A 23502-nucleotide genomic window follows, 5' to 3' on the forward strand; every position below is an offset into this window, starting at 1 on the left:
GGTAGCCAAATCGCCTCACGGACAAGGCAGTTGGCGTCAGCCGTCGAAGCTGCGGCGGGAGGCCTCGATGTGGCCGAAGTAGCGGTGGGTCCAGTCACACATTCCGTCCACCGTCGCCCGTAGGCCCTGGCCCGGCTCGGTGAGGGTGTACTCGACTCGCGGCGGCACGGTGGGGTGCACCTTCCGGCCGACCAGGCCGTTGCGCTCCAGCATGCGCAGGTTCTGCGTGAGCATCTTGTGGCTGATGCCCTCGACCTCGTCCCGCAGTTCGCTGAAGCGCAAGGTGCGCTCACCGAGGGCTTCGATGATCAGGAACGCCCACTTGTTGGCCACGTCCGAGAAGATCTCCCGCGCCAGAGAGTCCGCGCGCGTCAGGTCCGCTTCGTCGGGCGAGCCGCTGAACTGCTTGGTCACCATGAGGTTCCCCAGTCACTGAAAAGTGCGTTCTTCCATGTCAGCGCACACTCTCCTACGGTTTCCCAGTAACCACAAGAGACCACGAGAGTCGTGGTTCGACGGAAACGAGCCCTCAGCGCAAGGGCTGTGAACAAGGAGTCAGCATGGCCATCACCCTGGTGAACCCCGAAGGACTGGCGAAGGTCGACCTCTACCGGCAGGTGTCGGTAGCCACCGGGTCGAGGCTGGTCTTCCTCGCCGGGCAGGTCGCCTGGGACGCCGACGGGGTCACCGTCGGCGAGGGTGACTTCGCCGCACAGGTCGAGCAGTGCTACCTCAACGTCGGCACGGCCCTGGCCGAGGCCGGCGCCTCCTTCGACGACGTGGTGAAACTGACCGTCTACCTCGTCGACTGGACCCCCGACAAGATGCCCCTGTTCGCGGAGGGCGTCGCTCGCGCCGCCGCGAAGCTGGGAGTCACCCCTGCCGCACCGCTCACCGGAGTGGGAGTCGCCGCTCTGGCCGCGCCCGACCTCCTGGTCGAGGTAGAGGCCACGGCGATCACCGACTGAAATCAACTCAACGGGCGTTCCACCGGTGTGTTTCGGCTCCCCGGACGACAGGTCAGGAGCGACCGCAGGCGGCCACGAGCTTGCGGGTGAACCTGTGCATGTGGGGGTCAAGAGTGTCCTCGGGTTCGGCGAGGACCTGTGACGGCGACAGCCACCTGATCGCCTCGAATTCATCCTCGTCGAAGCTGGTGACACTGCCGGCATCCGCCTGGAGGACGTACCAGAGCGACACATCGGTGTGACGGCCCGCCCCGCGGGTTTGCGTGATGGTCAGGAAGAACGGCTCACCACCGGCGACCGCCGACGGGACGGCCTCAATGTGCAGTTCCTCGCGGCACTCACGCACCACCGTGTCCCACGGGTCCTCCATCGGCTCGACGTGACCACCACTGGGAAGCCACAGACCGGCCTTCCGGTGGGCGACCAGCAGGAGTTCGCCGCGCTCCTCGTCCAGGACCACGAAGTAGCTGACCAGATGGACCACCGGCACATCGGGTTTCCGCACCCGATACAGCGGAGCTCCGCCGGCAACCCACTCCACCGCCTCGGCGAGATGGGCACGCTCCTGCTCGTCCCAGGGACGAACCCCCTCCATCAGACTCGTCAGCCGCGCACGAAGATGCTGGTCAACCTCGTCTGCAGCACCGGTCGTATTCACCGTGCTCATGATGCCAAGTGGCTCTGACATCCCGGCCTTACTCCGGAGCGGCCCCCCGCAAACCCGTAACCAATGAGTTACGCTTCCAGCATGGACGCCGTGGCCCACGCGATAGCGGATCCCGTGCGCAGGGAGATCCTTCTCATGTTGCGTGGGGCCACGCTCACGGTGGGGGAGATTGCGCGTTGCTTCAGCATCAGTCGGCCGGCGGTCAGTCGGCATCTGCGGGTGTTGCGGGAGTGCGGGCTGGTTCACGATGAGCTCGTGGGGCGGCGGCGGATGTACAGGCTCGATGCGAGGCCGTTGGCGGAGGTCGCCGAGTGGGTCGCTGTGATTCGCGCGCCGGGCGACTGGGATCAGCGCCTGGACGCCCTTGAGACAGAGGTTCGTCGCACCCGCCGTGAGAGGTCCATGCGTCGCACGGCAGCACATGGAGAACGTGGAGAACATACGGAGGACACCGCATGAAACCAGTACCCAGCGGCCGGCTCATGCCCACCGCCGACGGCAACGACCTGATCGTGACCCGTACCTTCCGGGCGCCCATCGACGACGTCTGGGCGAGCGTCACCGAATCGGAGCGCACGGCACGGTGGTTCGGTCCCTGGGAAGGGGACGCGGCGCCGGGTCGTACCATCCGGGTCCGGATGGCGTTCGAGGAAGGCGAGGCCTGGACCGAGGTGCGCATCGACGCATGCGAGCCGCCGCGGCGCCTCGCCGTCTCCACGTCCGACGAAGCGGGCGACTGGCGCATGGAACTGCGGCTGTCCGAATCGGCCGGGACGACGGAACTCCAGTTCGTCCACCACCTCACGACCACGAAGGGACTCGGCGAGATCGGTCCGGGCTGGGAGTACTACCTCGACATGCTTGTCGCCTCGCGCGACGGCACTCCGGCACCGAGCTTCGACGACTACTACCCCTCGCAACAGGCTTACTTCGAGTCCCTGGCCGATCAACGGCCTTCGTGAGGGTTCGCAGGTTCCCGGCTGTCAGTAGGCCGTCCTGCCACCGGAGGCGGATGTCGGTCAGTGCGATTCGCGGCTCACCTCCGAGCCGCTGGAGCCGACGAGGAAGTCCAGGTCGGCGCCAGTGTCGGCCTGCAGGACGTGGTCGACGTAGAGACGTTCCCAGCCGCGCCGGGGGCTCGCGAAACCCGTGACGGTGGCCTTGTCGGGGGTCCTGCGGGCCAGTTCGTCCGCCGATACGTCGAGGTCGATACGGCGGGCCGGGACGTCGAGGATGATGTGGTCCCCCGTGCGTGCGAGGGCTAGCGGGCCGCCGGCCGCGGCCTCAGGGGCCACGTGCAGGACGACGGTGCCGTACGCCGTGCCGCTCATGCGGCCGTCGCAGACGCGGACCATGTCGCGGACGCCCTGTTCGAGGAGCTTCTTCGGGAGCGGCATGTTGGCGACCTCGGGCATGCCCGGGTAGCCCTTGGGGCCGCAGCCGCGCAGTACGAGGACCGAGTCGGCGTCGACGTCGAGATCGGGGTCGTCGATGCGGGCGTGGAAGTCCTCGATCGAGTCGAAGACCACCGCCCGGCCGCGATGGCGCAGCAGGTGCGCGGAGGCCGCGGCGGGCTTGATGAGCGCGCCGTCCGGGGCGAGCTTGCCGCGGAGCACGGCGATGCCGCCCTCGGCGACCAGCGGCTCGGCGCGGGTGCGGATGACCTCGCCGTCCCAGATCGGCGCGTCGTCGAGATGGGCCACCAGCGGTTCGCCGGTGACCGTGAGCGCGTCCGGGTCGAGCAGGTCGCGTACCTCGCGCAGGACGGCGGACAGGCCTCCGGCGCGGTGGAAGTCCTCCATGAGGAAGCGCCCGGCCGGCTGGAGGTCCACCAGGACCGGCACCCTGGAGCCGATGCGGTCGAAGTCGTCGAGCGACAGGTCTATCCCCAACCGCCCCGCGATCGCCAGGAGATGGACGACCGCGTTGGTCGAGCCGCCGATCGCGGCCAGCGCGACGATGGCGTTGTGGAAGGACGCCTTGGTCAGGAAGGTCCCCGGCCGCCGGTCGACGGCGACCATGTCCACCGCCAGCCGGCCGGTGCCGTGCGCGGCCTCCAGCAGTCGGCTGTCGGGGGCGGGGGTACCGGCCACACCCGGCACGACCGTGCCGAGGGCCTCGGCCACCAACGCCATGGTGGAGGCCGTTCCCATGGTGTTGCAGTGCCCCCGGCTGCGGATCATCGCCGACTCGGACCGGGCGAACTGCTCCTGGGAGAGCGTGCCGGCCCGCACCTCCTCCGACAGCCGCCACACGTCGGTGCCGCACCCCAGCGGCGTACCGCGGAAGGTGCCGGTGAGCATCGGGCCGCCGGGCACGACGACGGCGGGCAGGTCCACGGAGGCGGCGGCCATCAGCAGCGACGGGATGGTCTTGTCGCACCCTCCCAACAGGACGACGCCGTCGATGGGATTGGCCCGCAGCATCTCCTCCGTGGCCATCGCCGCCATGTTGCGCCAGAGCATCGCCGTGGGCCGCACCTGTGTCTCGCCCAGCGACACCACGGGCAGGTCCAGCGGAATGCCGCCCGCCTCGTAGACGCCGTTGCGGACCGAGGCCGCCACCTCGTTCAGATGCGCGTTGCAGGGGGTCAGGTCCGAGGCGGTGTTGGCGATGGCGATCTGCGGGCGGTCGGCGAAGGCATCACCGGGCACGCCACGGCGCATCCACGCCCGGTGGATGTACGCGTTGCGGTCCTGACCCGCGTACCACTGGGCGCTGCGGAGCGTCACCATTGAGCTCCTTCCAATAATCGACACAGGGGTCTAATCTTTGGAACGCCATGAAGCATACGCAGGCGTTCGAAGGATCGACAGACCTCGGCGCGGACGGCTCAACAGGCGCCGACAGCAGCCGACTTGTGGGATCGGACCGGGTGCTCGCCGTCCTCAAGGAACTCGCCCGGTATCCCGACGGGGTGGGTCTTGAGGAGCTGACGCGAGCGATCGGCAGCCCCAAGCCGACCGTGCACCGGGCGCTCGGTGCGCTGCGCCGGGCCGGTCTGGCCGACCAGGACGTCCGCGGCCGCTATGTGCTCGGCGACGAGCTCCTCCGGATGGCCTTCGCCCACCACGAGGCCCGCCCCGAGCACGTGCGTATCCGTCCCGCACTGGAAGCGCTGGCCCACCGGTTCGGCGAGACCTCGCACTACGCGGTCCTCGACGGGCGCGAGGTTGTCTACCGCGCCAAGGTCGACCCGCCCACCGGGGCCGTCCGGCTGACCTCGACGGTGGGCGGCCGCAACCCCACGCACACGACCGCCGTCGGAAAGCTGTTGCTCGCCCAGCAGTTGGACACACTCGACGACGTAGAGGCATGGATCGGCTCGACACCCCTGGTACGCCGCACTCCGCGGACCCTGTGCGCGGCCACCGCCCTGCACGGCGAACTGCGGATCACGCGCGAGCGGGGCTACGGCCTCGACGACCAGGAGAACGAGACCGGCGTCAACTGCCTCTCCCTGCCCGTGTACGCGACCTCGCCGACCACTCCCTCCGGCGCACTGAGCATCAGCGCACTGGCGTACCGGACACCCCTGGACACCCTGGTCGGCGCCCTCGACGAGATCCGTGCCGTACTCGGGCCGCTGGGAGAACCGCTCGGCACCCAGCGCCAGCACCTGCTCGGGCCGCGGTGAACTCCCGCCTGATGCGTGCCTTCGTACTGACCGCGCCCGGGAAGTACGCGGTCCAGGAGGTTCCGGTGCCGGTGGCCGTTCCCGGCGAGGTCGTCGTCGATGTCGAGCGGGTCGGCGTGTGCGGCACCGACGTCGAGTTCTTCACGGGCGCGATGGCCTACCTCCACCAGGGCCACTCCACCTACCCGACACGGATCGGCCACGAGTGGGCCGGTCGCGTGGCCGCTGTCGGTGACGGCGTCGATCCCGCCTGGATCGGCAGGCGGGTCATGGGCGACACCATGCTCGGCTGCGGCCTCTGCCGCCGTTGCCGCCGGGGTCACCAGCATGTGTGCGAGAAGCGGCAGGAGGTCGGCATACGCGGGCAGCGGCCGGGCGCCCTGGCAGAGCAACTCGCGGTACCGGCCTCCTCGTTGCACGCGCTGCCCGACTCCGTCGGTCCCCTGCTCGGCGCGCTGGTGGAGCCGGGCGGAAACGCCCTGCGCGCCGCACAGGCCGCCGAACTGCGGTCCGGCGACCGGGCGTTGGTGCTGGGTCCGGGGACCATAGGACTGCTGGTCGCGATGTTCGCCCACGCCGCCGGAGCGGAGGTTCATCTGATGGGCCGCACCGAAGAGTCGCTCGCCTTCGCCCGCACGCTGGGCTTCGCACACGTCTGGACGGAGGACTCCGTCCCGGAGCTGCCGTTCGACGCGGTGATCGACGCCTCCAACGCCGTCCATCTGCCCGGCCTGGCCCTGGAGTTGGTCGAGCCAGCCGGCCGTGTCGTGTACGTGGGACTGGCCGGTGAGCCGAGCCGGATCGACACCCGCGCCCTCGCCCTCAAGGACGTCACGGCGGTCGGCATCCTCTCCGCCTCCCCCGGCCTCGACGCCACCATCCGCGCCTACGCCGACGGATCCGTCGACCCCGGCCCCCTCGTCGCCGCGACCGTCGGCCTGGATCAGGTCGGTGACGTCCTGGCCGGCGTCCGCCCGGCCCACGCCGGGCCCGGTCCCAAGATCCATGTCGATCCTCGACTCGCCTGAGCCGGGCCAGGCCCGCTACGACGAAGACACCACCCACGGTGACGCGGAGCCCCTGTAGGGGCTTCGAGGCGTTCGTGCGCCCTTCGCGCCGGTGGGAGGGGGCACTCGACCGGCGTGGGAGTGCGCGCTCGTCGAGGGGCTGCCTCGGGCCGTGGCGTGGCGTCGTCGGGGCGTGAACACGCCCCTTTCGCGCGGTTCCCGAGTGGCGGCCGGGGCTGTTTGGCTTTGACATGCAGCGCGTGCTGCCAAGTTGCCCGGACCATGACGAGGGTGCCGTCCGGGCGTTCCCCCCACCCCCCCACCCGGCCTCCCTGACCGAGGGTCAGGTCCGAGCCGCCCGCACCCTTCCCGAGTCCCGATGTCCCCGACACCACCCTGTTCAGCCATGTTCGTGCGCGTCCCCTCACGTCCGCTCATGCCTTGGGAGGAAATGTGTCTGCCCCGGAAAGCTCGCCCGAAAGCGCCGCCGGGCCCACCGACGAGCAACGCTTCACCAGCCTCAGTACACAGGCGGCGCGTCAGCTCGCCACCACCACCAAGTCCGAACCGCAGATGCAGGCCATCACCTCGCGTTGGCTGCTCAAGATGCTGCCGTGGGTGGACATCAAGGGCGGCACCTACCGGGTGAACCGGCGACTCCAGCTGCGCGTCGGCCGGGGCCGGGTGCAGTTCGAGCAGAACGGCGCCGACGACATCAAGGTCATCCCCCAGACGCTGACCGAACTGCCCGCCCTGCGCGGCTACTCCGACATCGCGGCCCTCAAGGAGATCTCCTCCCGATTCCGGGTGCGGGAGGTGCGCGCCGGCCAGATCATCTTCGACGCCGGGCAGCCCGTCACCGAGGCCTACCTGGTCGTCCACGGCCGGTTCACCCGCTACACCACCGGAAAGTACGGCGAGGAGGAGGTCACCGGCGTCATCACGGACGGCGACGGAATGGGGGACGAGGCGATCGGCCAGGCCGACCCCCTGTGGCTCAGCTCGGTGCGGGCCGAGACCGCGGGCGTGGTCCTCTCCCTCAACTGGGACACCCTGATGCAGTTCGTGGACCGCACTCCGTCCCTCGCCGCCCAGTTGGCCGCGTTCGCCGAGCGGCAGAGCAAACCCATGAACCGCAAGGGCGAGGCCGAAGTCCCCGTACAGGCGGGCCATGTGGGCGAGCCGGTCCTCGCCGGCGGCTTCGTCGACTACGACCTCGTCCCTCGCGAGTACGAGCTGTCCCTCACCCAGACCGTGCTGCGGGTCCACACCAGGGTCGCCGACCTCTACAACCACCCGATGGACCAGACCGAGCAGCAACTGCGCCTGACCGTCGAGGAGATCCGCGAGCGCCAGGAGTGGGAGCTGGTCAACAACCGCGAGTTCGGTCTGCTGCACAACGTCGACTACGGCCAGCGCGTCAGCACGTACTCCGGTGCCCCCACACCCGACGACCTCGACGAGCTGCTGTCGATGCGCCGCAAGACCCGGCTGTTCCTGGCCCATCCGAAGGCGATCTCCGCCTTCTTCCGGCAGTGCAACCGGCGCGGCCTGGTGCCCGGCACGGTGAACGTCGAGGGCCATGAAGTGCCCTCCTGGCGGGGTGTTCCGTTCTTTCCGTGCGGCAAGATCCCGATCACTCCGCAGCACACCAGCAGCATCATCGCGCTGCGCACCGGAGAGAAGGACCAGGGGGTCGTCGGGCTGCACCAGACCGGCATTCCCGAGGAGTTCGAGCCCGGTCTGAACGTGCGGTTCATGGGCATCGACACCACCGCGATCATGAGCTACCTCGTCACCGCCTACTACTCGATGGCCATCCTCGTGCCCGACGCCGCGGGGATCCTGGAGAACGTCCAGGTCGGGCGGACCGCGGAATGAGCGCACCGTCGGCCTCCGGTTCGCAGTCGCGGCTGCCCGGTCCGCCGAGCCTCGCCCGCAAGCCCCGGCGGGGCGGGGCGATCCCCGGGCTGCGGTACCGGCCCGTCGCCCCCGCCGACCCGGGCAAGGCGGCCGAGGTCGACCGCAGGCTGGAGGAGTGGGCGCATGGGCTGGACCTGTTCCCGGCGGCGTGGACGGGGGACTTCTCGGGCTTCCAGTTCGGCCGGGCCGTCGTCCTTCAGCATCCCCGCGCGGCCGACCTCGAACGGCTCGTCTCCGCAGGCAAGTTGCTCCTCGCCGAGAACCTCGTCGACAACCTCTACTGCGAGGAGGACGAGGGCAAGGGCGGCTCACCACGCGGGCTGGGCGGCCGGCTGATCATGGCCCAGGCGGCGCTCGATCCGTACCACGGCACTCCCGAGCTGGAGGAGGAGTGGCGCCGCGGGGTACGGGCCGACGGGCCGCTGCGCTCGTACCACTTCGCGCTGCGGGACTACGCCGTCCTCGCCACTCCCAGTCAGACCGACAGGTTCGTACATGACATCGCCCGGCTGCACCTCGGCTACCTCGGCGAGGCCGCCTGGTCGGAGATCCGGTACGTGCCCAAAGTGTGGGAGTACCTGGTGATGCGGCAGTTCAACAACTTCCGGCCCTGTCTGTCGATCGTCGACGCCGTGGACGGCTACGAACTCCCCGAAGCCGTGTACGCACGGCCCGAGATCCAGCGGATCACCGCTCTCGCGTGCAACGCCACCACGATCGTCAACGACCTGTACTCCTTCACCAAGGAGCTGGCCAGCGATCCCACACATCTGAATCTGCCCCAGGTCATCGCCGCGAACGAGCGGCGCGGTCTGAAGGCCGCCTATCTCAAGGCGGTCGAGATCCACAACAGGATCATGGCGGCGTTCGAGGAGGAGTCGGCGCTCCTGTCCGCCACCTCACCCCTGGTCGAGCGGTACGCACAGGGACTGTCCGACTGGGTGGCCGGCAACCACGAGTGGCACGCCACCAACACCCACCGCTACCACTTGCCCAACTACTGGTGAAGCGCGCGGTACTGACACATCGTCACACGCACCATCACGAGGAGTCACCGTTGACCACCGCCCCCCACGCACGCACCACGACAGCTCCGGTGCCGACCCAGTCCACGTACCAGACCCGCGTCGCGGACTACTGGAACGCCGAGGAGAACCCGGTCAACCTCGAACTCGGCAGGATCGACGACCTCTACCACCATCACTACGGCATCGGCGCCGCCGACCGGTCCGTGCTCGACGAGACCGACCCGGACCTGCGCAGGGAGCGGCTCACCGCCGAACTGCACCGTCTGGAGCAGGAACAGGCCGTGCTCCTCTCCACCCACCTCGGCCCTCTCTCCCCCGACGACCGCGTCTTCGACGCCGGCTGCGGACGCGGCGGCGGCAGCGTCGTGGCGAACCTGCGGTACGACTGCCACGCGGACGGAGTCACCATCTCCGCGAAGCAGGCCGAGTTCGCCAACGCGCAGGCCCGCAAGCGGGGCATCGACGGCAAGGTCGCCTATCACCACCGGAACATGCTGGACACCGGCTTCCGGTCCGGCGCGTACGCGGCGTCCTGGAACAACGAGTCCACCATGTACGTGGAACTGGACCTGCTCTTCGCCGAGCACGCCCGGTTGCTGCGCCGCGGCGGACGCTACGTGACGATCACCGGCTGCTACAACGACGCCTACGGACGGGCCTCCCGCGAGGTGTCCCTCATCAACGCCCACTACATCTGCGACATCCACCCGCGGTCGGAGTACTTCCGCGCGATGGCCCGGAACCGGCTGGTGCCCGTACACGTACAGGACCTGACCGCCGACGCCCTCCCCTACTGGGAACTCCGCAAGCAGGCCGATCACCTGGTCACGGGCATCGAGGACACGTTCCTCACCGCGTACAAGAACGGCAGCTTCCAGTACCTGCTGATCGCGGCCGACCGCGTCTGACATACCACCGAAGCAGTCGGCGCAGACCGGTCGCGAAACCCGGTCTGCGCCGTGCCGTTGCCTGCGCACGGGCGAGCTGTCCTGAGACACCTCCTTCCGATCTTCCGGTGACTCAGCGAACAGCCCCGGCGGGGAGCGGCAGCGACAGGTGCGGCCAGGCGTGGATGTCGCGTTGCATCTGACGGTCGTGAGTGGCCAGGACGACGGCCGCTTCGGTGGTGTGGAGAGCGTCGGTGAGTTCGTCGACCAGGGCGATGGACAGGTGGTTGGTGGGCTCGTCCAACAGCAGGACGTGCGGGCGGGCGGCGAGAGCCAGGGCCAGGTCGAGACGGCGCTGCTGCCCCATGGACAACTCGGCCACGGCCTTGTTGGCATCGCGTGAGCTGAGCAGGCCCAGCGCGCCGAGCCCTGTCACCTCGCCCTCCTTGAGGACACCGGTGCTGACCAGTCGCGCGGTGTGCTGGTGGTAGAGGTCATGGGCCCGCCGGTGCGTCGCTCGCGGCGACTCCTGTCCGAGCAGGTGCAGACGCAGCTTGCGCGAGCGGTGCAACCTGCCTGTGGTGGGGGCGAGTTGACCGGCCAGGACGGACAGGAGCGTCGACTTGCCCGCCCCGTTCGGGCCGGTGACCGCCAGCCGGTCGCCGGATGTCACCGTCAGGCCGGTCGGCCGATGCAGCCGCCCGTCGACGGTCACCTCCTCCGCGCGCAGCAGGACGACGCCGGGCCGGGCGGGCAGCTCGGGCAGCCGGAAGCGCTGCGGAGGGACGGGCGCCGTCACCTTGTGCTGCTCCAGGTCCTCCTGGCGCCGGTGGACGGAGCGGACCAGCGCACCGGCGCGGGCGGCCCGCTGGTGCTTGCCGGTGCCCTTGTCCGGGCGCCAGCCGGTGATCAGCCGGTTCTGCGATTCGGACAGGGCCTGCTTGAGACGGGCGTGTTCGGCCTGCTGCAGCTCGTACTCCGCCTCCCACCGGACCAGTTCGGCCTCGCGTCCCTCGCGGTAGCCGGTGTACCCGCCGCCGTAGACGCGTGGGCTGCCGTCACGGGTGGGATCGAGGTCGAGGATCGTGGTGGCCACGTCCGACAGGAGCGCCCGGTCGTGGCTGACCACGACGACACCGCCGGAGTGGGCGCGCAGCCTGGCGGTGAGGTACTCGAGACCCGCCAGGTCGAGGTGGTTGGTCGGCTCGTCCAGCAGCAGGAGGTCGTACTCGGCACCCAGCAGACAGGCCAGCCGGATCCGGTAGCGCTGTCCTACGGAGAGGGTGGCGAGGTGACGGGTGCGGTCGCTGACTGCGCCGAGCCCCGCGAGGGCGACATCGACCCGGCGGTCGGCGTCCCAGGCGTCCAGCGTCTGCGCCGCTTCCAGAGCGTCGGCGTAGTCCTGTTCTGCGCCGGGCCGCGCTTCGGCGAGGTCCGTCGCTGCGGTGTCGAGCTGTCGGAGGGCGGCGCGGGCGTCGGCGAGGTGCTCGTCGACGATGTCGCCGACCGTACGCTCGTCCTCGGCCGGCATCTCCTGCTCGGCCAGGGCCAGCGTGCCCACGCGGTGCACGGTCCCCTCGTCGGGTGCCAGGGTGCCGGCGAGTACGTGCAGCAGGGTCGACTTGCCGCGTCCGTTCTCGCCGACGACGCCCCAGCGCGAACCCGGGGCGACCTTCATGTCGACCTGGTGCAGGACGGTTCGGCCACCGCGGTCGACGCGGACACCGGTGCAGGTCAGCTGGGCCCGATCGCGGGCAGGCAGATTGAGAGTGGTCACGTTCTTCTTCCTCCGGAAGGAGGCACACGTCACCCCTGTGTCGTCGGGGTGGAAGCGCACCTTCGCTCTGACGGACGGCCAGGCCCAGGACAGGGCGGGCCGCGGGCGCATCACGGCTCCCGGCACCTCAACCGCGGCGTGAGGGGCGGAGCCTGGGGCCCGGTCAGAGGTAGAGGACGTAACTCATGCCTCCACGCTAACAACCCGCCGCACGTATCGCGACGGGTTTTCGGCGCACGAAGATCGGTACGCCGTGGGGCACGTCCGGCCGCAGGGCGGGAGCGGTCCTGCCCCGGGGGCGGCGTGAGCAGTGTCGGTCAGGCAGGCTCGGCCGTCGTGCCGCGTACGACGAGATGCGGCGGGGGCTCACCTTCGACGTCCTGGGCCTCGGCGGCCGGGCCGCGCTCGACCAGCACCGGCCGGCCGCCGAGGCCCTCGACATCCTCAAGGAGAACGGGCCGACCTCGGTGGAGGTCAGCACCCCGCTGCAGGGAGAGGGAGTCGGGCCCAAGCAAGCCGACGACCTGCGCCGCACGATCCGTCTCGCGGGCCTGCTCGGCGTCAGGCAGGTCGTCACCATGTCGGGCACGCCGGGCTCCGACCCCGACCCCAAGTACCCCTCCTGGGTCGTGAACCCGTGGGACGGCGTCTACATGGACGTCCTGGACTACCAGTAGGGCGTGGCCGTCGAGTTCTGGAAGGAGATCGACGCACTGGCCCGGGAGGGCGTGGAAGTTCGTCGCCGTCGGCAACGGCAACGACGTCCCCTTCTGGACCGAGTTCCTGCGTGTCCTCACGGAGATCGACCCGGACATGGCCGTGAACATCGAGCACGAGGACGCGGCCTACTCCCAGACCGAGGGACTCGCGCTGGCGGCCAAGAACCTGCACAGCGCCGCCGCCGCGCTCTGAACCACTCGCGGGCCGTTTTCCGCCCCCGCACGGGCCGTCCTCCGACGCCCCCACGGGCCGAGTTCCGTCCCGCGTCACCTGCCCCCGCGCCCGCCAACCGGGCGCGGGGCTTTGTCCTGTCCCGGGGCCCTGTCCTGTCCGGGGGTGGCCGCGCCGCCCGGGATCGGTGTGCGTGCCGGGTCTCCGGCGAGTACGTCCTGGATGTTGTCCACCGCGAGGTCCACCATCGCGGCCCGTGTGGCCTCGGTGGCGGAACCGATGTGCGGAAGCGCGACCGCATGGGGCTCGGCGACCAGCGGGGAGAGTTCCTGGCCCATGGGTTCACGCTCGTAGACGTCCAGGCCCGCCGAGTGGATGCTCCCGTCGCGCAGCGCCCGCAGCAGTGCGTCCTCGTCCACGACGCCCCCGCGCGAGGTGCTGACGAGGGTGGCGGTGGGCTTCATGGCAGCCAGTTCGGCCGCGCCGATGAGGTGACGCGTCTGCGGGGTGAGGGGGACGTGCAGCGAGACGACATCGGCCTCGGCGAACAGCGTGGGCAGGTCCACCGATGTGGAGAGGGCGTCGTCGGGTGCGTACGGGTCGTGGTGCAGGACCCGCATACCGAAGCCCCGGGAACGGCGCGCCACGGCCCGTCCGATCTGGCCGTAGCCGATCAGACCGAGCGTGGCGCCGTGCACGTCCAGGCCCAGGTAGTCGTCCATCCGGAACAGCCCCCACTGACCGGCGGCCAGCGAGTCGCGGGCGGCGCCGAGTCGCCTGCGGGCCATGAGGATGAGCGCGAAGGTGAGGTCCGCGGTGGTCTCGGCGAGAACGCCGGGGGTGTGGGTGACCACGACGCCGCGTTCGGCCGCCGCCTCCCGGTCGACCGCGTCGTAGCCCATGCTCGCCAGCGCGACGACCCGCAGCGTGGGCCCGGCCGCGTCCAGCAGGGCGGCGTCCACCCAGTCGTTGCCCAGGGCCAGGATCGCGCTCGCGCCCTTCGCCAGTTCCGCCAGATCCCGCGGTTCGGGCTTGCTCGTCCCCGGCCACGCCACGACCTCGGCGTCGGACGCCAGGCGGGCGATTCCCCCGCCGGGGAGGGCGGCCCGGGTGGTGAGCACACGCTGCTTCATCGGTTTCTCCCGTGCTTGATCCGCGTTTCACGAAATCAGTGAAGTCGATTTGGTTCGATTCGATTCGTGAAGACGCTAGTCAGCACATTCCAGAGCAACAAATAGCCGATTTGTGTGACGTCATCGAAAATCGGGATGCATTAATCCGACGCCTTCGAGGATTCCATGGACGCATCCCCGAAGGCGACGTCCTCACCGAATTCCGTGATCAATTCATGGAAGAGGTCGTGCACGGCGTGTGCGGGTTCCGACAGCGGCTGATGGTCGGACGTACACAGGGACAGTTTCACCGTGATCGTCGGATTGACGATCCGGCGTACCACGAGATTCCGTACGTCGAGGGTCGCGCGCGCCGCGGACCAGGGCAGGACCGTCGCCCCGACGTCGGCGCCCACCGCGCTGATCAGGGTGAGGACCGACTCGATCTCGCCGACCACCCTGGGTTCGAGCGAGGCGTGCTGGAACGCGGCGTCGACGACCTGTCTGATGGTGTGGATGCGGCTGGGCAGCAGCAGCGGGACGCCGGCCAGCTCTTCGAGGGAGACGTCGCCGTCCCCTGAGGGCACCGACCCGCCCGGCGCGGCGATCAGGAACAGGTCCTCGGTGCGCAGCGGCTCGAACTGCACACCCCGCAGCGGCCCGGCCCCGTAGATGAACGCCATGTCCATCCGGCCGGTCATGATCGCCTCGCTGATCACTCCGCCGAAGTTCTCGTTGATGTGCAGCAGGATGTCGGGGTAGCGCTCGCGCACGCTCCTGAGCAGCGGCAGCGCGAGCGCCGCGCCCATGCTGTAGGGGGCGAGGCCCACCGAGACGCTGCCCGCGGGCGCGCGTCCGGAGATGTCGACCGCCGCGTGGGCGAGATCGATCTGGCGCAGGATGAGCTGCGCGTGCCGGTACAGCGCACGGCCCGCCTCGGTCGGGGCCACACCGCGTTTGCTGCGGATCAGCAGCTGCTGCTTGAACTGCGCCTCCAGCACCGAGAGCTGCTGGCTGAGCGCGGGCTGCGCGATGTGCAGGATGTCCGCCGCGCGCGTGATGCTCCCGGCATCCACGATCTTCACGAACGAGTAGAGACGCCTGGTGTCCATGTGCGGCCTTCCAGCGGGGGCGGAGCCTCATGGTAGGCGCGGGGCCGCCGGACGACCCTTGGCGCGTTGTGCTCCACGTCATATCCAACGGTGATTACGTCACGCACAACGGGTATTTGCCGCCTCCTCGCGTTCGGACTACGTTCACCGAAACGCGATTTCGAGGTCGCTCGACCGAACGGCTCGCGTATCTCGCAGGAAATGTATCGGCCCCGTTAATTCCTCTTTTCAGGCGGCGTACGGACCCCGCCCGAAGAGCACCGGAACGACAATGCGGCGCCGCCTTTTCCTTCTTCTGTCCGGAGGATGTCATGACGCACAGGGTTGATCTCGTGGCCGACCTCGGCGAGGGGTTCGGCGCCTACACGATGGGCGATGACGAGGCCCTTCTCGATGTGCTGACATCGGCGAACATCGCCTGCGGGTTCCACGCGGGCGATCCACGGATCATGGACGCCACCGTCCGCCACTGCGTGCGGCGCGGCGTGGCCGTGGGCGCGCATCCCAGCTTTCCCGATCTCGTCGGGTTCGGCCGCCGCGCAATGGACGTGACACCGGACGAGGTCCGCACCGACGTGCTCTACCAGGTCGGCGCGCTCCAGGCCTTCGCCGTGTCGAACGGCACCGGTCTTCGGCATGTGGCGCCGCACGGCCGGCTGGGCAACCTGGTCGCGACGCGCCCCGACTACGCGGCGGCCGTCGCGGACGCGGTCGCCTCCCTCGACCCGTCACTGATCGTCCTGGCCCAGGACGGCGAGCTAGCCGACGCCGCCCGCGCCCGCGGCCTGCGGGTGGGCATCGTCGGGATCGCCGACCGGGCCTATCGCGACGACGGCACGCTGGTGCCGAGGAGCGAGCCCGGCGCGGTCATCCACGAGGAGAAGGAGATCGCCGAGCGGACGATCCGCATGGTGACCGAGGGCGTCATACGCAGCGTCGGCGGGCGTGACATCCCCGTCGACTGCGACACCGTGCTGCTGCACGGAGACACCCCGGGCGCGATCTCACTCGCCCACCGTGTGCGCCAGGACCTGCTCGCCGCCGACGTCGAGATCACGGTCCTGGCCGACGTGCTCGACGGCAAGGCCGCCTGACATGGACGGCGGCACGGGCATCGTGGACAGCGCCGACACCGCGCGCGGCAGTGTCGTGATCGTGGACTGCGGCGATTCGGCCGTCGTGGCCAAGGCCGTCGGCATGGACGCCGAGCGCGGCTGGCAGGTCGTGCACGCGCTGGCCGACGCCTTCGAGGCAGTAGGGCTGGCCGGCGTGCACGGCATCGTGCCCACCTACGACTCGCTGCTCGTCGAGTTCGACTGCGTCGACACCGATCACGACACGGTACGGCGGGTGCTGCGGCACGAGGCGGACCGGCTCGGCGAAGGTCCGGTGACGCCGCCCGCGGCACGGCGTTTCGTCGTCCCGGTGGTCTACGGCGGCGAGTTCGGGCCCGATCTGCCCGTCGTCGCCGACCAGTTGGGGCTGAGCGAGCGGGAGGTCGTGGAGCTGCACTCCGCCGCGGACCTCACCGTCCGCTGCCTCGGCGCACCGGCCGGCGCCCCGATGATGGACGGCCCGGCGTTCCCCCGGCCCGTACCGCGGCTGTCCTCGCCCCGCACCCGGGTGCTGCCCGGCTCGGTCGCGGTGGCCGGGCGGCAGGCCGTGATCTGCCCCATGCCGTCGCCCGGCGGCTGGCCGCTGCTCGGCCGCACTCCCCTGCGCGTCCTGGAGGACCTCGACGCCGACCCGCTGACCGCGTACCGGCCCGGCGACACCTTCCGCTTCGTACCCATCACGCCCGAGCAGTGGGACGACCACGCCGGCCACTCCCTGGCGGTGTCGCATGGCTGACACCCTGAACATCCTCCGGGCCGGCATGGCGACCGTGCAGGATCTGGGCCGGTTCGGGCGCTCCCGTTACGGCCTGCCGGTGAACGGTGCTCTCGACCAGCACTCCGCCCGCGTCGCCAACGTGCTCTGCGGCAACGACGAGGGCGCGCCGCTGCTGGAGATCACCGCCCTGGACTTCAGCTGCACGCCGTCGACCGACGTACTCGTCGCGGTGACCGGCGCGCCCGCGGACCTGACGGTCGACGGTGTCGTACGACCGCAGTGGGAGCCCCTCTCCGTGCGGTCCGGCGAGACGATCCGCATCAGCGGCATCCGCCACGGCATCCGGGTCTACCTGGCCGTCCTCGGCTCGGTCAACACCTCCTACCTGCAAGGCAGTTGTGCCCCCGACACGATTCTCGGCTTCGGCCACTCACTGCGCGATGGAGACGAGCTCGGCCTCCAGCGGCACTGCCCGCCCGTCGACCACCCCGAATACCGCATCCCGCTGTTCCGGCTGCGCGCACCGGTGACCCGCTTTCCCACGCCCTGGACGATCGACGTGACCGACGGCCCCGACCTCGCCGAGTTCGGTGACACGGCCGAGCGGCTGTTCCGGTCGGAGTTCACCGTGAGCCCGCAGAGCAACCACATCGGACTGCGGATGGCCGGTGACGTGCCCCGGCGCGTGGCGACCGGCGAGGTGCTCTCGCGCGGTGTCCCGGTCGGAGCCGTCGAGGTCCCCGCCAGCGACGAACTGCTCGTCCTGCACCGCGGCCGCGGCGTCACCGCCGGCTATCCGGTACTGGCCGTCGTGACCGCGACAGGACTGTCCGCGCTCGGCCAGGTCGGACCGGGCCAGACCGTCCGCTTCCGGCGCAGGACCGTCGCCGAGGCAGTGGCCACCCACCGCTCCCAGCGAAACGCCGTCCACGCCCTCCAGAACCGGGTGCGCACCGTCTTCGACGCCCTGCGCATCCCCTCAAGCCCCGCACGCACCGTCCCCGTCTCCCCGTAACCTGCCAGCAGACAGGAGAACGTCATGAGTACCGTGGCCGCTCAGCCGGTGCCCAACACCGTCGATCCGAAAACCGCTCGAAAAGTCACCCTCGCCGGGTGCGTCGGCATCTTCGCCGAGCTCTACGACAACGGAATCTTCGGCTTCATGGCGGGCACCCTGGCCGTCGTGTTCTTCCCGAACGCGGACAACGCGACCGCCGTCCAGTTCGTCTTCCTCGGCTACGCCGTCTCGTTCTTCTTCCGCCCCCTCGGGGCGATCATCTGCGGCCACCTCGGCGACCGCATCGGCCGCCAGCGCATGCTCGTCTTCGTCATCATGCTGATCAGCGTCGCGACCGCGGCGATCGGCGTCCTGCCGACGTACGCGAGTATCGGCATCGCGGCTCCCGCCCTGCTCATCCTGCTGCGCGTCGCACAGGGCTTCTCGGTCGGCGGCGAGGCCTCCGGCGCGATGAGTTTCCTCGCCGAACACGCCCCCGAGGGCAAGCGCGGCCTCTACACGAGCTACGCCCAGATCGCCTCGTTCCTCTCCCTGCTCACCGGCACACTGATCGCCGCCGCCATGACCAGCGGTCTCGGACAGGACCGTATGGAGTCGTGGGGCTGGCGCATCCCGTTCCTGCTCGCCGTGCCACTCGGCATCACCGGCATCTACATCCGCAAGCGGATCAGCGACACCCCCAACTTCAATCGGCTCAAGGAAGAGGGCGGGCTGTCGAAGAACCCTCTCAAGGAGGCCTTCACCTCCGCCGAACACCGGCGGGCCATGCTCCTCGCCCTGTTCATCCCGCTCATGAACGGCTCCGGCTACTACGTCCTGTTCAGCTACATGCCGACCTTCATGAACACCGAGCTCAACTTCAGCAAGGTGCAGGGCCTGCTCGTCACCGCGACCAGCCTGGTGGCCATCTCGATCGCCATCCCGTACATGGGCAGCCTCTCCGACCGCATCGGCCGCAAGAAGGTCCTCGCGGGCGCCGCTGTCGCCATGGCCATCGCGGGCATTCCCTGTTACCTGCTCATCGGCACCGGCAGCGTCCCGCTCGCCATCCTGGGCGCCTCCATCATGGCGGTCATCTTCGCCGGGCACACCGGCGTCATCCACATCCTGCTCGTCGAGCTGTTCCCCACCCGCGTGCGCTACTCCGCCTACGGGCTCGGCTACAACGTCTCGGCCGCCCTCTTCGGCGGTACCGCTCCCCTGCTGATGACGTACCTCATCAACAAGACCGGCAACGTCAACATGCCCGCCTTCTACGCGGTCGTCACCGCACTCGGCACGCTCATCGCCGTGTCCCGGGTCAAGGACAGGGCACACCTGCCGCTGCGCGACGCGTAGCCCGGCCGAACGCCCTCACCCCCCACTCTCTTTCACCCCCCACCTCTCTCCAGAGACCTCTAGGAGCGCATCCACATGCCCTTTTCCGACTACAACACCGCCCTGGTGACAGGAGCCTCCACCGGAATCGGAGCCGTGGTCGTCGAGCGGCTGACCAAGCAGGGGCTCGCAGTCCACGCCGTCGCCCGTAACGCCGAGCGGCTCGACGACCTCGCCCGGCGTACGGGCTGCACCCCGCACGCCGTCGACATCACCGACACCGCGGCCCTCACCGAGACCCTGCGGGGCATCGAGGTCGACGTCCTGGTCAACAACGCCGGGGTCTCCCGCACCGGGAACATCCTCTCCGCCGACGAGTTCGCCGTGGACGAGCAGATCGCGGTCAACCTCCAGGCCGTACTCCACCTCGTACGCCTGATCATGCCCGGGATGGTCGAGCGCGACCTCGGGCACATCGTCAACATCAGCTCGATCGCCGGCGTCTACAACTTCGGCGGGAACACGGTCTACCACGCCACCAAGGCGGCCGTGCACACCCTCTCCCGCCAGCTGCGCGTCGACGGGTACGGCCGCCGGATCCGCGTGACCGAGATCTGCCCCGGCCGGGTGGAGACGGAGATCTTCGGTCGGCTCCTCGGCGACATGGAGGAGGCCCAGAAGCAGTTCTACGACGGCTACGAGTCGCTCAAGCCGGAGGACATCGCGGACGCCATCGAGTTCGCCGTCGGCTCGCCGCGCCACGTGAACATCGGCCACATCGAGATCCTGCCGACGTTCCAGGTGCCCGGTGGCCTCAACTTCGAGAGGAGGACGGACTGACATGGCGACCTCCACAACCGCCTTGACTGCCCTGCGCGTTCAGCGCATCAAGCCCTCGCCGAGCACCGCGGCCGCCCAGCGCGTCCGCGAGCTCAAGGCACAGGGACTCGCCATCCTCGACCTCACCGTGGGCGAGCCCGACTTCGACACCCCCGAGCATGTGAAGGCGGCCGCCGTCGAGGCGATCCGGCGGGGTGACACCAAGTACACGCCGGTCAACGGCACCCCCCAACTGCGGGCCGCCATCGCCCAGAAGCTGGAGCAGCGGCACGGGCTGAGCTACTCCGCCGACCGGATCGCTGTCGGCGGAGGGGCGAAGCAGGTCATCTTCCTCGCGCTGATGGCGACGCTGGACACGGGCGACGAGGTGATCGTCCCCGCTCCGTACTGGGTGTCGTATCCCGACATGGTCCTCGCCAACGACGGCACACCGGTCGTCGTGCCCTGCCCGGAGGCCGAGGGCTTCAAGCTGACTCCGCAGCGGCTGGAGTCGGCGATCACCGACCGGACCCGCTGGGTGATCCTCAACGCCCCGAGCAACCCCACGGGAGCCGCGTACACCGTCAACGAACTCCGCGCACTGGCCGACGTGTTGCTCGCCCACCCGCACGTCCAGGTGCTGACCGACGAGATCTACGACGAGATCTGGTTCGAGCCGGGCCAGGTCCCCAGCCTCGCCGCCGTCGAACCACGCCTGACCGACCGGGTGTTCCTCACCAACGGCGTCTCCAAGGCCTACGCGATGACCGGCTGGCGGATCGGCTACGGCGCCGGTTCCGCCGCGCTGGTGGCGGCCGTCAACACCCTGCAGTCGCAGATCTCGTCCTGCCCGTCGTCGATCAGCCAGGCCGCCGCGACCGCCGCCCTCACCGGCGACCAGGACTTCGTACGCGACTGTGTGGCCGTCTACCGCGGCCGCCGCGACGTGACGGTGAAGCTGATCGACGACGTCCCCGGTCTGTCCTGCACTCCACCGAGCGGCGGCTTCTACGCCTTCGTGAACTGCACGGGCGTACTGGGGAAGCGGACTCCCGCGGGTGAAGTGATCGGCTCGGACGAGGAGTTCGCCCGCTACCTGCTCGAATCGCAGCAGGTGGCGGTCATCCACGGTGCCGCGTACGGATCACCGGGCTACTTCCGGATCTCCTTCGCGACCTCCACCGACGTCCTCACCGAGGCCTGCGAGCGCATCGGTCGCGCCTGCGCGGACCTGTCCCCGGCCGACCCCTCCTGAAGACCTGCCCGCCCCTCCTGAAGACCCGAAGGAGCGTCATGATCCGCGTCAACACGAAGTTCCATCGGCCCGACCCCGACCTGGTCGAGCAGCTGAGCAAGTACTCCGCCGCCACGATCCACGAGGCACAGGGCCGCCTGGGTGCCCTCGACTCGACGATCAAGCCGGTCGACCCCGCGATGTCGCTGTGCGGCCCCGCGTTCACCGTGCGCTGCGCTCCCCGCGACAACATCATGCTGCAGGTCGCGATCGCCCACGCCCAGCCCGGTGACGTCATCGTCGTCTCGGCCGGCGAGTACGCCGAGGCGGGATCGTTCGGAGACGTACTGGCCAACGCGTGTGTCGCCAAGGGCCTGGGCGGCCTCGTCACCGACACCGGCGTCCGGGACACCCGGGAACTCCGCGAACTCGGCTTCCCCGTCTTCTCGTACAGCGTCTGCATGAAGGGCACCGTCAAGGAGACCGTGGGGCCGATGGCCGAACCGGTGCTGATCGGCGGCGAGATCGTCCATCCCGGCGACGTCGTGCGCGCCGACGCCGATGGTGTGGTGGTGGTACGGCGCGACGACGTGGCGGACGTCGTGCGCAGGTCCCAGGAACGGGTCGAGGCGGAGGACGCCTACATCGCGGCATACCGCTCCGGAAAGAGCGTCATCGAGGTCAGCAACCTCGCCGCCGTGCTCGAGGCGAAGGGGCTCGTCATCGACGCGTAGCCGCCCGCCGACCGGCCGCTCACGCCTCGCGATCGGGACGTCGACGCGGAGGCCGGCTGTCCATCCCCGCCACGGAGGCTGTCCATCCCCGCCGCGGTGGCTTTCCGTCTCCACCACTGCGGGTGTCCGTCTCCACCACCGTGCCTGGGCACGGTCCGTGCGGATTGTCGGAGGAGTAAGCTAGGGTTACCGAGAGTATTTCGCGCACCGGCCTTCATGCTCGTGTCGTTTTCGGCGATTGACTACGCCGGTGCCGGTTCCAACCGCTCCGGAGCAGGGTTCGCAACATGAATGCGACCGTTTCATACGCGCCGACACTCGAAGACACGCCTTCTCCTCCGTCTCTGCGCATGTCGCTGGCTCCCAGCGGTCCCGCACCGGCTCTGCTGGACGGCGCCTGGTGGCCCCGCTCCCGCGATCTCGGAGCGGAACTTCCCTCACTGACCGCCGTGCTCGATTCGCTGTGGGGGCGGATCACCAGGGTCACGGTGAATCCCGGACACTGGCCGACCGTCCCACGCAAGGTGTCCGTCGCGGGGCATGTCGTGAAGGTCGGCTCATTCATGGCCCAGCAGGACCCGCACCAGATGTTGCTGCTCTCCTATCGCGTGGGCCGCTGGGACCTGCTGGTGATCCCTCCGCAGACGGATCCCGTCTCGGCAGCCTGGCTGCTGGCCGCCGCGAGCGATCCACTGCGCACGTCGACCGCGAGCGAGCTGATGGCGGAGGCGGCGCGCCTGGGCACGGTGACGGAGACCGACCGGGCCGTGGAGGCGGTCCGGGGCTCCGAAGGAAGCCATGAGGCGGGCGGCCCACCCGCAGGTCCGCGGAACCCGGCGGTGACTGCTCCGGTACTCGGCGCACCGGCGGTCGCTCCCGCGACACAGCATCCGGCGAAGGAGGTGTGACGGCCATGGAGACCTTCGTGACCGTAGTGGTGATCCTGGCGATGGTCGCTCTGGGCGCGTTCCTGATCCATCGGCTCAACAACCAGCACGACGAGCGCATCGCGGCCTTCCGCTTCAGCCGCTCCCTGCCGGCTGCCCGGGGACCCGCGCCATCGGCCCCGAAGCAGGTTCCGGGTCGCGCCGCGATCATCGGCACCAGTGATCGCCCGGGCCGTGACGACGGAGGACGTGGACGGCTCCGGGCCTGGGCCTGGGCACGCACACAAGGGAAGTGAGTCATCATGCTCGCCGTCCCACTCCTGGCGGACACCAGCGGTGAGCCGGCGCTTCCCGGCACCGCGGTGCGCGGTTGGAGACGACCTCCAGGCGACACGGGGATGTTCGATGGTGCGTGATGACCACGGCCCCGCCCGCGCCGCGACGGCCATGGTCGTACGGGACGACAACGCCGTCTCGGCCGGACATGTCCCCACGGTCGCCGGTGTCACCCCGGCCGCCCGGACCGTCGTACCGTCCCGTTCTCCCGGCTGAGGACTGACGGCTCCGGCGGGAGCCGCAGCACTCAGCCAGTCGCACCGCACGCAGCCCAGGACCCCGGCCGCCGCACCACGGACAACAGGCCGGGGTCTT

General features: G+C 69.7%; 25 protein-coding genes. 19 read left to right on the forward strand and 6 right to left on the reverse strand.

Going from position 1 to position 23502, the window contains the following annotated elements; all coding sequences use genetic code 11:
- Positions 1 to 36 precede the first annotated feature (36 nt).
- A complete protein-coding gene (locus ACZ5VQ_RS03005; protein WP_469103379.1) occupies positions 37 to 417 on the reverse strand; it encodes a winged helix-turn-helix transcriptional regulator in 381 nt (126 codons plus the stop codon).
- 143 nt (positions 418 to 560) lie between these two features.
- On the opposite strand from ACZ5VQ_RS03005, the gene ACZ5VQ_RS03010 reads away from it, so the two are divergent.
- Complete coding sequence (locus ACZ5VQ_RS03010; protein ID WP_469103380.1) at positions 561 to 968, forward strand: RidA family protein; 408 nt, start codon at positions 561 to 563, stop codon at positions 966 to 968.
- Positions 969 to 1020: 52 nt separating this feature from the next.
- Here the strand turns inward: ACZ5VQ_RS03010 and ACZ5VQ_RS03015 are convergent, their stop codons facing one another.
- A complete protein-coding gene (locus tag ACZ5VQ_RS03015) occupies positions 1021 to 1635 on the reverse strand; it encodes an NUDIX hydrolase (protein ID WP_469103381.1) in 615 nt (204 codons plus the stop codon).
- Between the two features lie 81 nt (positions 1636 to 1716).
- Here ACZ5VQ_RS03015 and ACZ5VQ_RS03020 point away from each other — a divergent pair, with 81 nt between their 5' ends.
- Together ACZ5VQ_RS03020 and ACZ5VQ_RS03025 are read left to right on the forward strand one after the other, a co-directional pair.
- Positions 1717 to 2094, forward strand: coding sequence for a metalloregulator ArsR/SmtB family transcription factor (locus ACZ5VQ_RS03020; protein WP_469103382.1), 378 nt, complete (start codon positions 1717 to 1719; stop codon positions 2092 to 2094).
- On the forward strand, positions 2091 to 2597 hold the full coding sequence (locus ACZ5VQ_RS03025) for an SRPBCC family protein (protein WP_469103383.1): 507 nt from the start codon (positions 2091 to 2093) through the stop codon (positions 2595 to 2597). Before ACZ5VQ_RS03020 ends, ACZ5VQ_RS03025 begins: the two co-directional genes overlap by 4 nt.
- A gap of 57 nt (positions 2598 to 2654) precedes the next feature.
- Here ACZ5VQ_RS03025 and ACZ5VQ_RS03030 read toward each other — a convergent pair whose 3' ends face one another.
- Positions 2655 to 4370: a dihydroxy-acid dehydratase gene (locus tag ACZ5VQ_RS03030; protein WP_469103384.1), complete on the reverse strand. Its 1716-nt coding sequence runs from the start codon at positions 4368 to 4370 to the stop codon at positions 2655 to 2657.
- 47 nt (positions 4371 to 4417) lie between these two features.
- Between ACZ5VQ_RS03030 and ACZ5VQ_RS03035 the strand changes: the two genes are divergently transcribed.
- From ACZ5VQ_RS03035 to ACZ5VQ_RS03055, 5 genes are all read left to right on the forward strand, one after another.
- On the forward strand, positions 4418 to 5272 hold the full coding sequence (locus tag ACZ5VQ_RS03035; RefSeq protein WP_469103385.1) for an IclR family transcriptional regulator: 855 nt from the start codon (positions 4418 to 4420) through the stop codon (positions 5270 to 5272).
- 11 nt (positions 5273 to 5283) lie between these two features.
- A complete protein-coding gene (locus ACZ5VQ_RS03040; RefSeq protein WP_469103386.1) occupies positions 5284 to 6300 on the forward strand; it encodes a zinc-dependent alcohol dehydrogenase in 1017 nt (338 codons plus the stop codon).
- Between the two features lie 432 nt (positions 6301 to 6732).
- The gene (locus ACZ5VQ_RS03045) at positions 6733 to 8160 is read left to right on the forward strand and encodes a family 2B encapsulin nanocompartment shell protein (RefSeq protein WP_469103387.1); all 1428 of its coding nucleotides are present in this window, start codon (positions 6733 to 6735) and stop codon (positions 8158 to 8160) included.
- Positions 8157 to 9209: a family 2 encapsulin nanocompartment cargo protein terpene cyclase gene (locus tag ACZ5VQ_RS03050; RefSeq protein ID WP_469103388.1), complete on the forward strand. Its 1053-nt coding sequence runs from the start codon at positions 8157 to 8159 to the stop codon at positions 9207 to 9209. Before ACZ5VQ_RS03045 ends, ACZ5VQ_RS03050 begins: the two co-directional genes overlap by 4 nt.
- 50 nt (positions 9210 to 9259) lie before the next feature.
- Positions 9260 to 10138, forward strand: a complete 879-nt coding sequence (locus ACZ5VQ_RS03055) for a geranyl diphosphate 2-C-methyltransferase (protein ID WP_469103389.1) — start codon at positions 9260 to 9262, stop codon at positions 10136 to 10138.
- Positions 10139 to 10250: 112 nt separating this feature from the next.
- Here the strand turns inward: ACZ5VQ_RS03055 and ACZ5VQ_RS03060 are convergent, their stop codons facing one another.
- The gene (locus tag ACZ5VQ_RS03060) at positions 10251 to 11894 is read right to left on the reverse strand and encodes an ABC-F family ATP-binding cassette domain-containing protein (RefSeq protein ID WP_469103390.1); all 1644 of its coding nucleotides are present in this window, start codon (positions 11892 to 11894) and stop codon (positions 10251 to 10253) included.
- A 353-nt stretch (positions 11895 to 12247) separates the two neighbouring features.
- On the opposite strand from ACZ5VQ_RS03060, the gene ACZ5VQ_RS03065 reads away from it, so the two are divergent.
- Entirely contained in the window at positions 12248 to 12571 is a 324-nt protein-coding gene (locus ACZ5VQ_RS03065) for a hypothetical protein (RefSeq protein WP_469103391.1), read from the forward strand.
- A gap of 309 nt (positions 12572 to 12880) precedes the next feature.
- Here the strand turns inward: ACZ5VQ_RS03065 and ACZ5VQ_RS03070 are convergent, their stop codons facing one another.
- Together ACZ5VQ_RS03070 and nac are read right to left on the reverse strand one after the other, a co-directional pair.
- Complete coding sequence (locus ACZ5VQ_RS03070) at positions 12881 to 13918, reverse strand: 2-hydroxyacid dehydrogenase (protein WP_469103392.1); 1038 nt, start codon at positions 13916 to 13918, stop codon at positions 12881 to 12883.
- Between the two features lie 140 nt (positions 13919 to 14058).
- On the reverse strand, positions 14059 to 15009 hold the full coding sequence (gene nac / locus ACZ5VQ_RS03075) for a nitrogen assimilation transcriptional regulator NAC (protein WP_469103393.1): 951 nt from the start codon (positions 15007 to 15009) through the stop codon (positions 14059 to 14061).
- A 311-nt stretch (positions 15010 to 15320) separates the two neighbouring features.
- On the opposite strand from nac, the gene ACZ5VQ_RS03080 reads away from it, so the two are divergent.
- From ACZ5VQ_RS03080 to ACZ5VQ_RS03125, 10 genes are all read left to right on the forward strand, one after another.
- Positions 15321 to 16103, forward strand: a complete 783-nt coding sequence (locus ACZ5VQ_RS03080; protein ID WP_469103394.1) for a LamB/YcsF family protein — start codon at positions 15321 to 15323, stop codon at positions 16101 to 16103.
- Between the two features lies 1 nt (position 16104).
- Positions 16105 to 16860 (forward strand): 5-oxoprolinase subunit B family protein, encoded by a 756-nt coding sequence (locus tag ACZ5VQ_RS03085; RefSeq protein ID WP_469103395.1) that lies wholly within the window; start codon positions 16105 to 16107, stop codon positions 16858 to 16860.
- Complete coding sequence (locus ACZ5VQ_RS03090) at positions 16853 to 17857, forward strand: 5-oxoprolinase subunit C family protein (RefSeq protein WP_469103396.1); 1005 nt, start codon at positions 16853 to 16855, stop codon at positions 17855 to 17857. Before ACZ5VQ_RS03085 ends, ACZ5VQ_RS03090 begins: the two co-directional genes overlap by 8 nt.
- A 24-nt stretch (positions 17858 to 17881) precedes the next feature.
- Positions 17882 to 19198: an MFS transporter gene (locus tag ACZ5VQ_RS03095; RefSeq protein ID WP_469103397.1), complete on the forward strand. Its 1317-nt coding sequence runs from the start codon at positions 17882 to 17884 to the stop codon at positions 19196 to 19198.
- Between the two features lie 75 nt (positions 19199 to 19273).
- A complete protein-coding gene (locus tag ACZ5VQ_RS03100) occupies positions 19274 to 20017 on the forward strand; it encodes an SDR family oxidoreductase (protein WP_469103398.1) in 744 nt (247 codons plus the stop codon).
- Between the two features lies 1 nt (position 20018).
- Positions 20019 to 21251 carry an aspartate transaminase gene (locus tag ACZ5VQ_RS03105; RefSeq protein ID WP_469103399.1) on the forward strand — a complete coding sequence of 411 codons (1233 nt, stop codon included), beginning with the start codon at positions 20019 to 20021 and terminating at the stop codon, positions 21249 to 21251.
- Between the two features lie 38 nt (positions 21252 to 21289).
- Positions 21290 to 21964, forward strand: coding sequence for a 4-carboxy-4-hydroxy-2-oxoadipate aldolase/oxaloacetate decarboxylase (locus tag ACZ5VQ_RS03110; RefSeq protein WP_469103400.1), 675 nt, complete (start codon positions 21290 to 21292; stop codon positions 21962 to 21964).
- A 287-nt stretch (positions 21965 to 22251) separates the two neighbouring features.
- Complete coding sequence (locus ACZ5VQ_RS03115) at positions 22252 to 22872, forward strand: DUF5994 family protein (RefSeq protein ID WP_469103401.1); 621 nt, start codon at positions 22252 to 22254, stop codon at positions 22870 to 22872.
- Positions 22873 to 22877: 5 nt separating this feature from the next.
- The gene (locus tag ACZ5VQ_RS03120; protein ID WP_469103402.1) at positions 22878 to 23147 is read left to right on the forward strand and encodes a hypothetical protein; all 270 of its coding nucleotides are present in this window, start codon (positions 22878 to 22880) and stop codon (positions 23145 to 23147) included.
- A gap of 109 nt (positions 23148 to 23256) precedes the next feature.
- The gene (locus ACZ5VQ_RS03125) at positions 23257 to 23403 is read left to right on the forward strand and encodes a hypothetical protein (RefSeq protein WP_469103403.1); all 147 of its coding nucleotides are present in this window, start codon (positions 23257 to 23259) and stop codon (positions 23401 to 23403) included.
- Positions 23404 to 23502: the final 99 nt, after the last annotated feature.

This window comes from Streptomyces sp. NPDC033178 (assembly GCF_055577685.1).